This is a genomic window from Streptomyces sp. NPDC088261 (assembly GCF_044740805.1).
Lineage (GTDB): Bacteria > Actinomycetota > Actinomycetes > Streptomycetales > Streptomycetaceae > Streptomyces.
In genome coordinates this window covers 346,625-362,000 of the sequence record NZ_JBIURL010000008.1, presented here as the reverse complement: position 1 = coordinate 362,000, position 15,376 = coordinate 346,625, and the positions used below count along the sequence as shown (strand labels likewise).

At 72.9% G+C, this 15,376-nt stretch carries 11 protein-coding genes; 3 read left to right on the top strand and 8 right to left on the bottom strand.

Going from position 1 to position 15,376, the window contains the following annotated elements; all coding sequences use genetic code 11:
* Positions 1–309: 309 nt before the first annotated feature.
* A complete protein-coding gene (locus ACIODU_RS18700) occupies positions 310–1,251 on the top strand; it encodes a DUF6214 family protein (protein WP_401768722.1) in 942 nt (313 codons plus the stop codon).
* 323 nt (positions 1,252–1,574) lie between these two features.
* Here the strand turns inward: ACIODU_RS18700 and ACIODU_RS18695 are convergent, their stop codons facing one another.
* The gene (locus ACIODU_RS18695) at positions 1,575–2,243 is read right to left on the bottom strand and encodes a DUF305 domain-containing protein (protein WP_401768720.1); all 669 of its coding nucleotides are present in this window, start codon (positions 2,241–2,243) and stop codon (positions 1,575–1,577) included.
* Between the two features lie 198 nt (positions 2,244–2,441).
* Here ACIODU_RS18695 and ACIODU_RS18690 point away from each other — a divergent pair, with 198 nt between their 5' ends.
* The gene (locus ACIODU_RS18690) at positions 2,442–3,959 is read left to right on the top strand and encodes an LVIVD repeat-containing protein (protein WP_401768717.1); all 1,518 of its coding nucleotides are present in this window, start codon (positions 2,442–2,444) and stop codon (positions 3,957–3,959) included.
* Between the two features lie 40 nt (positions 3,960–3,999).
* Here ACIODU_RS18690 and ACIODU_RS18685 read toward each other — a convergent pair whose 3' ends face one another.
* The 5 genes from ACIODU_RS18685 to ACIODU_RS18665 all read right to left on the bottom strand — a co-directional run bounded on the left by ACIODU_RS18685 (position 4,000) and on the right by ACIODU_RS18665 (position 7,998).
* Entirely contained in the window at positions 4,000–4,596 is a 597-nt protein-coding gene (locus ACIODU_RS18685) for a helix-turn-helix domain-containing protein (RefSeq protein WP_356423244.1), read from the bottom strand.
* Between the two features lie 227 nt (positions 4,597–4,823).
* Positions 4,824–5,534, bottom strand: a complete 711-nt coding sequence (locus tag ACIODU_RS18680; protein ID WP_356423241.1) for an HAD-IA family hydrolase — start codon at positions 5,532–5,534, stop codon at positions 4,824–4,826.
* 19 nt (positions 5,535–5,553) lie between these two features.
* Entirely contained in the window at positions 5,554–6,246 is a 693-nt protein-coding gene (locus ACIODU_RS18675) for a phosphatase PAP2 family protein (RefSeq protein WP_401768715.1), read from the bottom strand.
* A gap of 33 nt (positions 6,247–6,279) precedes the next feature.
* Entirely contained in the window at positions 6,280–7,215 is a 936-nt protein-coding gene (locus ACIODU_RS18670) for a M56 family metallopeptidase (protein ID WP_356423236.1), read from the bottom strand.
* A gap of 162 nt (positions 7,216–7,377) precedes the next feature.
* Entirely contained in the window at positions 7,378–7,998 is a 621-nt protein-coding gene (locus tag ACIODU_RS18665) for a DUF5134 domain-containing protein (RefSeq protein ID WP_401768713.1), read from the bottom strand.
* 359 nt (positions 7,999–8,357) lie between these two features.
* Between ACIODU_RS18665 and ACIODU_RS18660 the strand changes: the two genes are divergently transcribed.
* Positions 8,358–9,623 carry a glycoside hydrolase family 71/99-like protein gene (locus ACIODU_RS18660; protein ID WP_356423231.1) on the top strand — a complete coding sequence of 422 codons (1,266 nt, stop codon included), beginning with the start codon at positions 8,358–8,360 and terminating at the stop codon, positions 9,621–9,623.
* A gap of 56 nt (positions 9,624–9,679) precedes the next feature.
* On the opposite strand, the gene ACIODU_RS18655 is transcribed toward ACIODU_RS18660, so the two are convergent.
* Together ACIODU_RS18655 and ACIODU_RS18650 are read right to left on the bottom strand one after the other, a co-directional pair.
* Positions 9,680–12,100, bottom strand: coding sequence for an ROK family protein (locus ACIODU_RS18655; RefSeq protein ID WP_401768711.1), 2,421 nt, complete (start codon positions 12,098–12,100; stop codon positions 9,680–9,682).
* Positions 12,093–15,224, bottom strand: coding sequence for an alpha-mannosidase (locus ACIODU_RS18650; protein WP_401768709.1), 3,132 nt, complete (start codon positions 15,222–15,224; stop codon positions 12,093–12,095). The genes ACIODU_RS18655 and ACIODU_RS18650 overlap by 8 nt, the downstream gene beginning before the upstream one ends.
* Between the last annotated feature and the right edge of the window lie 152 nt (positions 15,225–15,376).

Here is a 15,376-nt window from a genome sequence, read left to right as displayed (position 1 = left end):
CCTGCCCGGCCCCCGGCAACAACCCGCACCCAGGCCACCGGCCCGCAGCGGGCACCACCAAGCCCGTCCGGCGATTGAGGACATCAGTAAGCCGCACCCGCCCACCGGGCAGACGCCACAAACAGAGCCCGTCCGGCGATTGAGGACAAGTAGGAAGCCGCGCCCCCCGCCGGGGCGCAGACGCCCGTCCGGCGTGAGGGCAGAGGGAGCGCGACGAACGTCGCGGAGCGATCCGCCGAGAGGGTGCCGTCACGGGCACCCCGTGCGTGCCGTGGCAATAAGGACGGATTGCCTGATTAAGTTGTGAACGTGTCGGAACGCAGATGGATGTCCGCCCAGGAACCCGATGAATCCGAACCGAGCGACGCCGAGGCGGGCGCGTGGCCCGTCTGGGAGGTCCAGGGCTACGGCACCGTCACCACGGCCGGCGACCCCCTGGTGGGCCCGGCGCGGCGGGAGATCCGGCCACCGTGGGTGGACATCCGGCTGACCTTCGCCGACGGCGCCCGCATCGACGTGCTGGCCGTGGTCCACGAGGGGCGCATCGCCATCGAGGACGCCCAGGCCGACCCCCCGCTGCCGCTGGACGGCTTCGCGGCCCTCGCGGGTGTGATCGAGGCGCCGTTGCAGGACGCGTGCAAGGTGGTGGCGGGGCAGGACGGCCCCCCGGCGCCAGGGCCTTCGCCGGCACCCGAGCCCGCGCCCACGTTCTCACCGACGCCCGCGCCCTCGCCGACACCGACGCCCGCGCCCTCACCGACGCCCACGTTCTCGCCTTCGCCACCACCCGAGCCCGCGCTGGCGCCCGCGCCCACGCCGACGTTCTCGCCGACACCGACACCGACGCCCGCACCCGCACCCGCGCCCGAACCCGAGCCCGCGCTGGCGCCCGCGCCGACACCGACGCCCGCGCCGACACCCATGCCCGGCCCCGAACCACCCGTACTCGACCTACCTGACCCGCTACCCGACCCGCCGGCCCCCGCAGCCGCGCGCGAACCGGAACCCGGGCCCGGGGAAGCCGGCTCCGGGGCGGGCCCCCAGGTCGGCGGACGCCACCGTGCCGGCCCCGCTCGCGGCGGCCCCGGCCACCGCACAGTCGCCGGCATCTACCGCGCGGCCCAGCGCGACGGCCTGGACCCGGTGCTCGCCGTCATGTCCGCCACCGGATTCAGCCGCCGCAAGTCGCTCAGGCTGATCGCGGGCGCCCGCGACGAGGGACACCTGTCACCCCGTCACCACCGCCGCTGACCGGCAGGATCGCGCCAGGACAACGGCGGGGTCACCGCAGGGCCACGCCAGGACCACCGCAAGGCCAGGGCGGGGCCACGACAGAAGCCGCGCAGGGCAACGCCAGGCCCACCGCAGGGCCACGTCAGAACCACGCCAAGGTCACCGAAGGGCCACGCCCACCGCAGGACCGCGGCGAGGACACGTCAGGACCACGGCGAGGTCACCGCGAGGCCACGCCAGGACCACCGCAGGGCCAGGGCGCAGCCCCAACAGAACCCCCGGCAGGATGCCGCCGCACCACCGCCGAACCCCGGCGGCCCGCCGCCGAACCCCCCGCCCCATCAAAGCGCCCGCATCCGCGCCATCTCCGACGTCTGCTGCGCGATCACATCCCCGGCCATCTCCTCGACCAGCACGTTGTTGCCCGACGACAACGCCTCCGTCGCCATCGTGATCGCGCCCTGGTGGTGCGTGATCATCAGCGTCAGGAAGAGCTCGTCGAACGCCTTGCCCTTCGACGCGCGCAGCTGGTCCAGCTGCGCCTCCGTCGCCATGCCCGGCATCGCGCCATGGTCATGTCCTGACGTCTTCTTTGCCCCACCGTTGATTTCCAGCCACCCGGCCATGACGTCGATCTCGGGCTTCTGGGCCGAGGCGATGCGTTCCGCCAGCCGCTTCACGGAGGTCGAAGCTGCTCGCTTCGGGACAAGTTCGGTCATCTTCAGTGCCTGCGTGTGATGCACGATCATCATCTGCGCGTAGGTGAAATCAGCCGAGTTGGGGCTGTCGTCCGGTGCGGCCTTGAGCGCTTCGTCGGGGGACAGGGTCTTCGCCGGTTCACCCGGCCTCCCCGGTGCCACCACCCCAAGTCCCTTGTCCCCTTTGCTCTTTGACGCGCCGGAAGCGTCGTCGTCGCCCGAGTCGCAGGCTCCCAGGGCGAGTACGGCGACGACGACGGCCGTCGCGACGGCGGCCACGCGGGAACGCGGGTTCCTGCGGCGGATCAACACAGCTACCTCCTGCGGCACATGATCTCGAAGAGACGAAGAAGAGACTAGAAGAGACTCCGTACTAACACGCTTCCGCAACCAAGTGATCAAAAACTTTCATTACGTCTCTGTTGCCATCTGTTGAGATGTACATGAGAGGGACGATACTGCCGTCGTCTGTATGCCGTTCAACTCTGAACGGATGAAAGGGAGGACGCAGTGACCTCGTTGCACACCACCCGCGTGCGGCGGAGACGTCTGGGCGTGGCGGCAGCCGCGGCCGGGCTTTTCGCCACCCTGCTCGTAGCAGGACCCGCGGTCGCCACACCCGACCCGGGTGACGCATCCGCTCCGGCGAAGATCTCGGCCGCCGCCGTCGCCGACGCGACGGCCGCGATCAAGAGCGGTGAGATACCCGGCGTGGACGAGATCGTCCACAGCCGCAACATCGAGCACCTGAGCAACACCCCCAAGGACGCGCTCGCCGGGACCAACTCGGACCTCGCGTTCCAGGGCAAGTACGCCTTCGCGGGCAACTACGACGGCTTCCGGATCTTCGACATCAGCAATCCGAAGGCCCCCAAGACCGTCGCGCAGGTCCTCTGCCCCGGTTCCCAGAACGACATCACCGTCTCCGGGGACCTCCTCTTCCTGTCGACCGACTCCTCACGCAGTGACAACTCCTGCTCCAGCGTGACGCAGCCGGCCTCGGAGAAGTCCTCCTGGGAGGGCATGAAGATCTTCGACATCAGCGACAAGCGGAACCCGCAGTACGTCGCCGCCGTCGAGACGGCGTGCGGCTCGCACACCCACACGCTGGTGCCCGAGCGCAAGGACGTGTACATCTACGTCTCCTCGTACTCGCCCAGCGCCAGCTTCCCGGACTGCCAGCCGCCGCACGACGGCATCACCGTCATCAAGGTGCCGCGCAAGGCCCCCGAGAAGTCGTCGATCGTGAACTTCCCGCTGCTCTTCCCGGACGGCGGCAACCCGGGCGGCACCACCAACCCGGGCGTCTCCACGACCTCCGGCTGCCACGACATCACCGTGCTGCCCTCGAAGGACCTGGCCGCCGGCGCCTGCATGGGTGACGGCATCCTCCTCGACATCAAGAACCCGGCGCGGCCGAAGGTCATCGACCGCGTCCAGGACAACGTCAACTTCGCGTTCTGGCACTCGGCCACCTTCAACCAGGACGCCGACAAGGTCGTCTTCACCGACGAGCTGGGCGGCGGCGGCGCCGCCACCTGCAACGAGGCGATCGGCCCGAACAAGGGCGCCGACGGCATCTACGACATCGTGGGCCGCGGCGACCACCGCAAGCTGGTCTTCCGCAGCTACTACAAGATCCCCCGTTACCAGGGCAGCACCGAGAACTGCGTCGCCCACAACGGCTCGATCATCCCGGTCAAGGGCCGCGACATCATGGTCCAGGCGTGGTACCAGGGCGGCATCTCCGTCTGGGACTTCACCAACTCGTCGCGTCCCACGGAGATCGGCTACTTCGAGCGCGGTCCCCTCTCCGCCACCACCAACGCGACCGGCGGTTCCTGGTCCGCGTACTACTACAACGGCTACATCTACTCCAACGACATCGCCAAGGGCTTCGACGTACTGAAGCTCGACGACCGCAGGACGGACCCGGCGAAGCGCGTGCGCGTCGACGAGCTCAACGTCCAGACGCAGCCCGACTACTTCGACGGCCACGGCCACGACCACGACCGCCACGACGACTGAGGTCGCCGCGGGGTGATGCCCCATCCGTTCCGCCGGGCGGTCAGCCGTCCGGCGGAACGCCGAGCTCCCACGCCAGTCCGTACCGCGTGAACAGCTCGCCGCGCAGCCGCCGCCGGGGCATCGGAGCCCCCGGTATCAGGACGGCGAAGACCGCGCCCATCAGCAGGGCGCGCAACAGCGGGTAGTCGCTGTCCACGTCCGGTGAGCCGTACCGCACCACCGTCTCGCGCAGCAGATGCGCGAGACGCTGCTGTTCCGGGCACTGTACGAAGCCCTCGGCCTGGAGGATTCCGGCCATGTGGGCCCGCATCAGGACAGGGCTGTCGACGGCCAGGCCGAGGATCGCGTCGATCGCGCGCGCCAGCAGCTCCGGGCCGTCGTCCGTACGCGGCTCGCGCTCCAGCCCCGCCTCCAGCGTGCGGTGCATCAGCCGGTGGACCGCGGACTGGAAGAGCTGGCGCTTGCTGGGGAAGTAGTACGACACCAGGCCCCGCGCGGTTCCGGCCCGGTCGGCGATGTCGGCCAGCTTCGTGGCCTCGTAACCGTGCTCGGCGACCAACTCCACGGTGGCTTGCAGCAGTCGATCCCGGGATCGCCGACGCAGCTCTTCATTGACCGACGCGCTCCGCGGGGACATGCTGGACTCCTGCGTTGACTGGCTTTCAACCAGTATACTCAGAGCGTCCTGCCGCAGGCCTCTCCGTGCCTGCTCAGCGGGGCTGCCGCCTGCCTTGGGCGACGCGGGGGATCGCCCGAGGCAGACGGCTTTTCCGTACGTACGGCCCGGTCCGGCGCGGAGCGTTCGTACCGTACGGTCCCGCTCGGCGCGGCGTGTTCGTACCGTACGGCCCCGCCCGGCGCCCCCTACACGAGCGGCCCGCAGCCCGCCAGCGCGATCACCGGCCGCAGACCCGAGGGCCGTTCCTCGACCGGCAGATGGTCCACGAAGTGCACCGCGCACCCCAGCCGCGCCGCCCCGCCGTCCGCCGCGCGGTCGTCGCCGACCATCAGGACGTCGTGCGGGTCCTGCCCCAACTCGTCGCACGCCGCCCGGAAGAGCCGCTCGTCGGGCTTCTGCACGCCGTGCTCGAACGACAGCACGTACGCGTCCACGAGGGAGTCCAGGCCGTGGGCCCGGAAGACGGGCCGCAGGTCCCAGCCGATGTTGCTCACCACGGCCACCCCGACCCCGCCCTGCCGCAGCGCGCCGAGCACGGCGCCCGCGTCGGCGTACGGCCGCCACGCCTCCGGCGTCATGTGGCGTTCGTAGAGCGCGTCGTACAGAGAAGGGTCGGGCAGTTCCACCTGACGGGCCAGTCCCGTGTACGCGGCGCGGTGCTCCGCCGCGCTCCGGTCGCGTGTCGCCCACAGCGCGGCGAGGTCCGGCGGGACCCGCTCCGGCGCGGAACCACCCGGCAGCGCCCCGGACACGGCGAGCGCCATGGCGTACCGGCGCACCTCGTCGGGCGGTACGGCGGCGCCCGCCTCGTCGAGCACGGCGCGCAGCCAGGATCCCGCCGATTCGATACGGAAGAGGGTTCCGGAGAAGTCGAAGAGCACACCCTTGAACGTCATGGGCCCGATACTTCCCGGGTCAGCGCCCCCGCGACAAGGCCAGACGCCCGTACGTGGTGATGAACAGTGCGACGAGGCACCCGCCCAGCAGCCAGCCGGCCAGCACGTCCGAACTCCAGTGCACCCCCAGCCACAGGCGTGTCAGACCCACCCCCACCGCGGAGACGACCGCGACGGCCACCGCCGTACCCCACAGCCACCCGTTCGCGCCGGCGCGCCGCAGGAGCCAGAGGAACAGCCCCAGGGTGAAGGTGGCGGTCATCGCGTGCCCGGACGGGAAGGACGCGAAGTGCGCCGAGTCCACGGGGTCGGGCCAGCTGGGGCGTTCACGGCCCACGACGGCCTTGAGGCCCTGCTGGAGGGCGGTGGTCACCACGGCGCCCACGACGACGGCCGCGGCGAGCGGCCGGGCGCCCCGCGACCACAGCACGATCACCGCGACCGCCGTGAGGATCCGCATCGTCCACGGGTCCCACACCCAGTCGGTCAGCACCCGGTTGGTGTGGGTGAGGCCGGGCTCGGCCACCGCCCAGCGGTGCAGCCGGTCGGCGGACGACCGGTCGAAGGAGAGCAGTGGCCCCCACTCCGCCGCCACGAGCGCCGTCAGGACGGCCGAGACGGCGGCGAGGACGGCGGCCGTCCGCGCGGGGGTGACGAGCGGGCGGGGGGCCGGGGGAGCCGGCGCGGGGGAGTGGGTCGGCGGCGAGTGCATGGGGTGATCCTTGCCGACGAAACGGCGCCCAAGCTATCCGAGGGCGCGCAGGGCCGGTACGAAGGCGACCAGCAGGGGGACGGCCGGGACCAGCGTGGCCGTGGCGGTCAGCCACAGGCGGCGGCCGGCGGTCAGCCGGGGGCCCGGCGCCAGCAGCCGGTTGACCCGCTGCGGCAGTTGCGCGTCCGGGGTGGTGCCGGGCCCGAACACGCCCCGGTGCTCGTTCAGTTCGACCAGGGCGAGGGCGGTCGTCCGCCGGCCGAAGCGGCGCGAGGCCATGTCGTCCGCGGCCAGTTCGACCAGCCGGTGCATCTGGTCGCGGAACGCCGCGAACACCGGCACCTGCGGGAAACCGTTCGCCAGCGCGGCCGAGCAGTGCCGCAGCCAGTCGTGCCGGGCGCGCGCGTGCCCCTCCTCGTGGGCCAGTACGGCGTCGAGCTGACGGCCCTTCAGCCGGCGCAGGGCGGCCGTGGTGATGACCAGCCGGGGCCTGGTGCCCGGCAGCCACCAGGCGTCGGGCCGCTCGCCCTCCAGCACGACGAGCGGATCGCGGCCTGACTCCTCGCCGGGCAGGGCGGGGGAGCGGAGGAGCAGTTCCGTACGGTCGTTCCTGCGCCGCGCGCGGGAACGGTGGATCTCCCGGGTCAGCATCGCCGCCGTCCACAGCCCGCCGCCGAACAGCACCACCGCGATCACCGCGGACCACGGGCGGTGGGTGCCGAGCGCGTACGCCTCCATCACGCCGCGCGGGGCGGGGGCGAAGACGTGTCCCCGTACCGCGGCCCAGGCGGCGGCCGCGCTGAAGGTCATGGCGAGGGTGAAGCTCAGCAGCACGGCGGCCACCACGCACTGCCACACCCACAGCGCCACGACGGGCTCGCGCTCCGGCCAGTCGGCGCGGGCCAGGAGCCTCGGGGCGACGACGGCGGCCAGCGCACCGAGCAGCAGCAGCGCCAAGGAGACCATCATGGTCACCAGACTATGAGGGCGGCGCCGCACGGGGGTACGGTCCGGCGGGCCATGTGACTCAGGACACGTTTTGTGAGGGGCGCGGCGAGGAGTGCCGTGCACGGTCCTGTGCGTGGTCCCGTACGCGATGCCGTACGGGGGGCTCAGCCGGTACGGCCCCGCTCACAGCCCCAGCAGCATCGCCAGCATCGCGAGGCCCATCGACAGCCGGCAGACCAGCGTCAACTCCGGCCGCTCGCCCCAGCCGGCGGCCACCGCCCCCGCCGCCCCGCCGGGCGGCCCACCACCCCGGCCGCCCGCCACGCCTGCCGCGCCGGTGACGTCCGCCGCGTCCGCCGGGTCCGGCAGCGGCAGCAGGCGGGCGCCCGCCCACAGGACGTACGCCGTGTAGTAGAGCAGCAGCCCGCCGGTGACCAGCGGCGCCCCGGCCGCCGTGTGGACACCGTGCGCCCCGCCCGGCGTCTGGGCCATCGCCCCCGCCATGTAGACCATCGCGAGCATCCCCAGCAGGTGGTGCGCGTGGTGCGCCGAGCCCCGCGCCCGGACGGCCGTCCCCAGTGCGGCCGCGCCGAACACCGCCGCGTACGCCCACCACACCCACCTCGGCGGTGACAGCACCACCGCCGGGACGGCCATGGCGGCCATCCCGAATCCCATCAGCGCCTCGCCGCCCGCCGTACCGCGCGCCTCACCCGCGACACCGCGCATCCGCAGCAGGCAGTAGCCCCCGGCTCCCGCGCAGAGCGCGACCAGCAGCCAGCCGGCCGTCGCCGGTCCGTGCACCGCGCACCTCCCCCCTTCGACCCACGACCTTCGCCCGGATGCTGCCCGGCACGCTCGGTGCGCAAGCGAGCGCAAAGGGTCATGAGGGGAGCGCGCCGGGCGCGCCCGATACGGCCGGGACTTCCCGCGCGCTTTTCCGCATTCCGCCGGAAACGGAAAGTGGCAAGTAAATGAACTGACAGACCTTCGCATTTTCTTGACGGAATGCATGCACAACGCACCTTGTGCGGGATGGGCAGCCCGACTACCTTGCACAGGCGTGCCCTTGGGGCCGGACGGACTGCCACCGCCCAATAACTCCCCCCACTCCCGAGGGAATCGTGTGTTTCTGGCAGACACCTACCGGGAGGATATCCTCCGTGAGCGTTTCACGACGATCGGTCATCGCGTCCGCGCTGGCCGCATCCGCTTCCGTGGGCGGCGTTCTCGCTGCCCAGCGGGGTGCCATGGCGGCCGAGGCCGCCCCCCTCGCCCCCGCCGCGAGTCCGCCCGGCGACGTCGTCGGGAAAATCACCGTCGGCTATCAGGGATGGTTCGCCTGCGTCGGCGACGGCGCCCCCATCAACAGCTGGTGGCACTGGAGCAGGAATGCCGGCCAGCCCCCGTCGCCGAGCAATACCACCATCAAGTCGTGGCCGGACATGCGGGAGTACAGCCGCGGCTACCGCACGGCATACGCGAACACCAACGACGGACAGCCCGCGACGCTCTTCTCGTCGTACGACCAGCAGACGGTCGACACCCACTTCCGGTGGATGCGGGAGAACAACATCGACACCGCCGCGCTCCAGCGGTTCAACCCGTTCGGCGGCGAGGGCCCCACGCGCGACGTGATGGCACAGCGGGTACGGCAGTCGGCGGAGGCCAACGGCCGGAAGTTCTACATCATGTACGACGTCACCGGCTGGACGAACATGCAGTCGGAGATCAAGCAGGACTGGACGAACAAGATGCGGGCGCACACCGCGTCCAGCGCCTACGCCGTGCAGAACGGCAAGCCGGTCGTCTGCATCTGGGGCTTCGGGTTCAACGACGACGGACGGCCGTTCGCGCCGGGTCCGTGCAAGGACGTCGTCGACTGGTTCAAGGCGCAGGGCTGTTACGTGATCGGCGGCGTGCCCACCCACTGGCGCAGCGGGAACGAGGACTCGCGCCCCGGGTTCGCCGACGTCTACCACGCCTTCAACATGCTCTCGCCCTGGATGGTCGGCCGCATCGGCAACGTGAGCGACACCGACCGTTTCTTCACCTCCGTCAACACCCCGGACCAGGCGGACTGCAACGCCCACGGCATCGACTACCAGCCCTGCGTGCTCCCCGGCGACCTCCAGGAACGCCAGCGCGCACACGGCGACTTCATGTGGCGGCAGTTCTACAACATGGTCCGCGTCGGCGCGCAGGGGATCTACATCTCCATGTACGACGAGTTCAACGAGGGCAACCAGATCGCCAAGACGGCGGAGACCGGCGGACAGGTGCCGGCCGGGTCGGGGATCTACGCGCTCGACGAGGACGGCACGAGCTGCTCGTCCGACTACTACCTCCGGCTGACCGGTGACGGCGGCCGGATGCTGAAGAAGCAGATCGCGCTGACGGCCAACCGGCCGACCCGGCCGCGCGTCTGACGAGGCATCACACACGCCCGCCCGGTCCGCGCGTTCGCGCGTGCCGGGCGGTGCCCTCAAGCGCGCAGGCCGCCGGACGCACCCGGCGGCCTGCGTTCTCCCCGCAGGCGCGGGGTGAACGTGGCGTGGAAGAGCGTCGAGGCGGCGCCCACCGCCGCGGCCTCCGCGCTCAGCACGGACGGCTCGACCTCGACCCGCCGCAGCCGCCTGGCCGTCGGGAACTCGTTGACGGTACGGGTGATCTCGTCCAGGTAGAAGTCGGCGACGTCCGCCGTGAAGAACGGGCCGCCGAGCACGATCAGGTCGATGTCCAGCAGGTCGACCAGCCCGAGCGCCCCGCGCCCCACCGCCTGGGCCACCTCCCGTACGGCCGCGGCCGCCGCCGGATCACCGGCCGCCGCCGCCTCGCCCACGGCCAGGTAGGCGGCCGTACTGCCGGAGCCGGCGCCCCCCGCCGCGAGGGCGGAGCCCCCGGCCGCACCCCGCATCCCGCCCCTCAGCGCCAGATCGGGCACGGACACCGGCGGGTTGCACTCCGGCACCATCTCCGGCCTGCCGTCCTTGTCCACCCGCCCCAGCGCGATGGCGCACAGCTGCCCGAATTCCCCGGCGTTCGAGCTGATCCCCCGGTAGAGGTCACCGTTGAGATAGAGCCCGGTGCCCACCCCCGTACCGAGATACAGGTACGCGAAGTCCCTCGCCCTGCGGTCCCGGCCGATCCACCGCTCCCCGGCCGCCGCGGCGGTCGAGTCCTTCTCCATCAGCACCGGGCACGGGAAGTGGTCCTTGAGCAGGTACAGCAGCGGCAGATCGCCCCACGCGGACATCAGCGGCGGGCCGAGGACCGTGCCCGACGCGATGTCGACCGGCCCCGGCACGGCCACCCCGATCCCGAGGAAGCCGTCTTCGCGCACCGCCCCGCGCGCCTCCGCGAGCGTCTCCCGGCCCAGCGCGGCGACCCGTTCGACGAACTCCGCCGGATCGGTGTCGGCGGTCACCGGCCTGCTGCGGGTGCACACGATCGCCCCGTCCAGGTCGATGACCACCGCGGTCAGGACCTCCGGGTCGATGTGGATGCCGAGCGCGTGCGCGGCCGTGCCCGAGAGCCGTACCGGCGTGCGGGGCTTGCCCGACGTGGCCCGCCGCTGCGCGTCCTCGATGAGGATGCCCCGGTCCAGCAGCGAGCGGGCGATGCGGGACACCGACTGCTGGGTGAGGCCCGTGCGGTGGGCGATCTCGCCGCGGGTGATGGTGCCCGACAGCCGCACGGTCTCGATGACCACACACTCGTTGAACGAGCCGAGGTCGATCTGGTTGACCCCGCTCCACGACAGGTTCGGCGCCGGGCCGTCCGGGGCCCGCTCCGCGCGCAGGTGGCCTGCGACGTTCTCCCGCAGCCACCGCACGGCCGCGCACGGCCGGTCGGCGCGAGTCGCCGCGTACCGCTTCAACTCCGCGGCCAGGTCCAGGTACACGCGGCGGGAGGACTCCGGGTGGCTGGTGCTGTCCAGCGCAATCATGGCGCGCAGGAAGGTCCGCCAGGTGGAGCGTGCCGGTATCCGATGGAGCGTCAGAGGCGCTTCCGGCGGCCCGGTTTCGGTCCCGTCCGGCGGCTCCCAGAGCGTGATGGCGTGCAGCAGCAGATCCGGATGACTGCGGCTCGCCTCCGCGAGATACCCGGCCAGGCCGGCGCCGGGCGGTGAGGCGGAGGTACGGCCGGCCTCGGACACCGGTCCCGCGGAGGCACCGCCCGTCCCGGAACTTGCCGGGGCGGAGGTACGTCCCGCCGCCCCGGACCCCGGCCCGGTGGCGTCCGCCCCGGGACCCGGCCCCGCGGCCAGCACCGCGTCCAGCGCCCGGTCGAGCCCGGCGAGCACGTCGGCGCCGATCACCGTGCCCGTCGCGGCCTGCGGCCCCGCGCCCCGGCCGCCGGCGCCCCGGCGGGTCCCCGCCAGCAGCACGGCCCGCTCCGGGTCCACGTACAGCCCCATCACCCACACGTCGGCGCCGGGCAGCGGCGGCCTGGTCGGTACGGACGGGGCCGGGGCCTCGTCCGGGGTCAGCCGCCAGCGCCGCCGTATCCCCGCGACCGTCGCGTGCGAGAGGCCCAGCTCCCGGGCCACGGCCCGGGACGCGCCGCTGCCGCCGGGCGCCAGCAGCGTACGGGTGACCACCTCCGCCTCGTCCACCGTCGCCGGTCTGCCGGTACGGGGCCGCTGCTCCAGCCCGTCGATCCCCGCGCTCGTCCAGCGCTGCCGCCAGTTGCCGACGGTCTGCCGGGACACCCCGAGCCGCCGCGAGATCTCGGCGTCCCGCAGCCCCTCGGCGGCGAGCAGGACCACACTCGCGCGGGTGGCCAGGGACCCGCCCGCCGCCTCCCAGCGCCGCAGGACGGCCCGGTGCTCGGCGGACAGGGGACCGGCCGCCCGGTCGGCGGGACCGCCGGCCGTCCGCTCGGCCGGACGCGCGTCAGGCACCGGTGTGCTCCGTCCGCCGGCCGTCCCCGCGCACCAGCCGCAGGGTGAGGATCTGGAACGGCCGCAGGGTCAACGCCACGGGCCCGCCGTGCCGCTGACGGACCGTCAGGGTGTCCTCCAGCAGATCGGTCTCGTGCACCGCCGCGACCGGGAAGGCCGCGGTCAGGGTCGTACGGGCCCGGCCGCCGCGCGACTCGTAGAGCCGGACGACCACGTCCCCCGAGCGGTCGTCCGCGAGTTTGACCGCCTCCACCACCACGTCGGGGCCGTCCACGCGGACCAGCGGGGACGCGCCCCGCCCGGCCGGCCCCGGGCGCAGCGGCAGGTTGAGTGCGTACCCCTCGGCGATCGCGTCGCCCACGTCCGCGCCGGGGCGCAGGGTGTGCCGGAAGCGCTGGGGACCCCGGTCCGCGTGCGGGTCCGGGCTGTGGGCGGCGCGCAGCAGGGAGAGCCGTACGGTTGTGGTCGTCCCGGCGTCCGCGCGGGTCGTGCGCGACACGTCGTACCCGTACGTGGAGTCCCCGGCCAGCGCCACCCCCCAGCCGTGCTCGCCGACATGGATCCAGCGGTGCGCCCAGGTCTCGTAACGGGCCGCGTCCCGGGCGGTGTTGTCGTGCGTGGGGCGCTCGACGTGGCCGAACTGGATCTCGCCCCTGCTGTGTTCGGCGTGCACGTCCAGCGGCCAGGACGCCTTGAGGAGGGTGTCCCGCTCCCGCCAGTCGACCTCGGTGTCGAGCGTGAGGACCCGGCTCCCGGCGGCCAGGGACAGCTCCTGCCCGACGGTGGACCGGCCGGTGGACCGTACGACCCTGACCGCCGCCAGGAGGGGGCCGTGCTCGGTGACCTCCACCGAGTCCGCCCCGTCGAGGTCACGGCAGCCGGCCCGGGGCCGCGGGTCCAGGTGCCGGGCGCTCCAGCGTGCCGGGTCGTCGCGGTGCAGCTGGAGGAGGTTGCCGGCGGCCCCGGGGGCGATGGCCTCGCGGCCGGTGGTCAGGTCCAGCGCGGAGCGGACCAGCCCCTCCGCGTCGATGTGGACGCGCAGCAGGCCGTTGTCGAGCGTGTGGCCGCCGCCCTCGGCGGGGGCGACCGTCACGGGCGCGACGTCCCCCTGCGGCAGCCCGGCCGGGCCCTGGCCCAGCGCGGGCGCCTCGGCGAGGACGGCGATCCGCCCGTCCGTCAGCAACTGGCCGCCGTCCGCTGGCCGGTCGCCGTCCAGGACGACGATCTCGCGGCGGGGGAGCGGCCCCGCGTTGAAGACGGAGACCTCGGACACGGACACGGCGTCCGGCGCGCCCACGGCCCGCCGGATCAGGTGCTCCAGCCTGCGGTGGACCTCGCGGTACGTCTGCTCCGCCTCCTGGTGCGCCCAGGCGATCGACGTCCCCGCCAGGACGTCGTGGGACTGGTGCAGCAGGACCTTCCGCCAGAGCGATTCGAGTGCGTCGTACGGATACGGGATGCCGTCCCGCACGGCGGCCGTCGCCGACCACAACTCGGCCTCGCGCAGCAGGGATTCGCTCCGGCGGTTGCCGCGCTTCGTGCGGGCCTGGCCGGTGTACGTGCCCTGGTGGGCGGCCAGGTCCAGTTCGCCGCGCCACACCGGCGCGTCCGGGTACTCGTCCCGCGCGTCGCGGAAGAAGTGCGACGGGGGCACCATCTCGACGCGCGGGGAGCCTTCGAGGTCGGCCAGTCTGCGGGCGCGCTCCAGCATCTCGCGGGTCGGCCCGCCGTCGGCGTCGCCGAAGGGCATCAGCGAGCGGGTGCCGCCGCCCTTGTCGGCGAACGCCTCGACCGCGCCGGCCAGTTCGTCCCCGGTGAGCGCCGCGCCGTACCCGTCCCCGTCCGGCTCCGCGTCGCTGACGCCCGCGGGGGTGAAGTGGCTGAACAGCCGCGTGCCGTCGATCCCCTCCCACCAGAACGTGTGGTGGGGCACGGCGTCCGTGTCCTCGCCGGGCAGTTGGCGGGAGAGGAACCAGCGGGCCCCGGCGAGCGCGGCCACCTGCGGGAAGGCGGCGCTCATCCCGAGGGATCCCGGCAGCCAGACGCCGTCGGTGTCGGCCCCCAGCTCCTCGCGGCAGAAGCGGCGGCCGTGGACGAACTGCCGTACCAGCGCCTCGCCGCCCGGCAGACTTCCGTCCGGCTCCACCCACATCCCGCCGGCCGGCACCCAGTTGCCGTCGGCGACGGCCTTGCGCACCCGCTCGAAGACGTGCGGGTGGTGGTCCCTCATCCAGGCGTATTGCTGCGCGGAGGAGGCCGCGAAGGTCAGCTCCGGATACTCCTCGGCCAGCGCCGCCACGCTGCTGAAGGCGCGGGCGCTCCTGCGGACGCTCTCCCGCGCCGGCCACAGCCGGGCCGCCGGGGGAGGGACGTGGCCCACGGCGGCGACCGTGTGCGCGGAGTCGTACGCGCGGCGGGCGAGGACGGGGGCGAGGACCGCGCGGGCCCGCGCGGCGGTCCCGGGGACGTCCCGGGGGTCCACCGCGTCCACGGCGTCCTCCAGGGCGCGCAGGAGGGCGTGACGGCGCGGCAGTCCGGAAGGGAGCGCGCGCATGAGCCCGTCCAGGACATCGATGTCATGGATGAGCTGCCAGACGTCCTCGTCGCGGACCGCGAGATCGGCGCGCACCAGCCGGTGGAGCGGTTCGTCGCCGACCGTCAGCGGGTCGCCGTAGTGCGTACCGGTGCCCGACGCCGCGTCGATCGGGGGGTTGGCGGCGGCCTCGACCAGCAGATGGACGGGCTCGCCGCCGCTCGCGGCCGTGGAGAGGAGAACGGAGCGGTCGCGCGCGTGCACCCCCTGGAGGGGCGTGCCCAGTTCGTCGTGGACGAGGCCCTCGGCGGACCCCAGGTCCAGGACCGCCTCGACCCGCAGGCCCGCCCAGCGCTCCGGGACGTCCGCGCGCAGCCGGAACCACGTGGTGGACCACGGGCCGCCCCAGGAGTCGCCGACGACGAACGGCGCGTACTCCGCGCGCAGGGCGACCTCGACAGGGACCGGCTCACCGGGGATGTGCCAGGCGTCCACGTCCATGGGAAGCCGGCCGGTATACAGCGCGGGACGCAAACGGTCGGCAAGAAAATGGGCTATTCGCGCCTCACCGGACTTCCTGCGGTCATGCATGGGCGGCCCTCCCTGTCCAGCCAGTAACCGCCATGTAAAACCAAGAGTGTTATCAAGTCAACGGCTTTCGCCTTTCCGTCGCGGTACTGGTGAACAGGGGGCTGCGAGAGGGTGTGTCAGGTAAATAAATTTCCGAGAAGTGAAGTGGACGG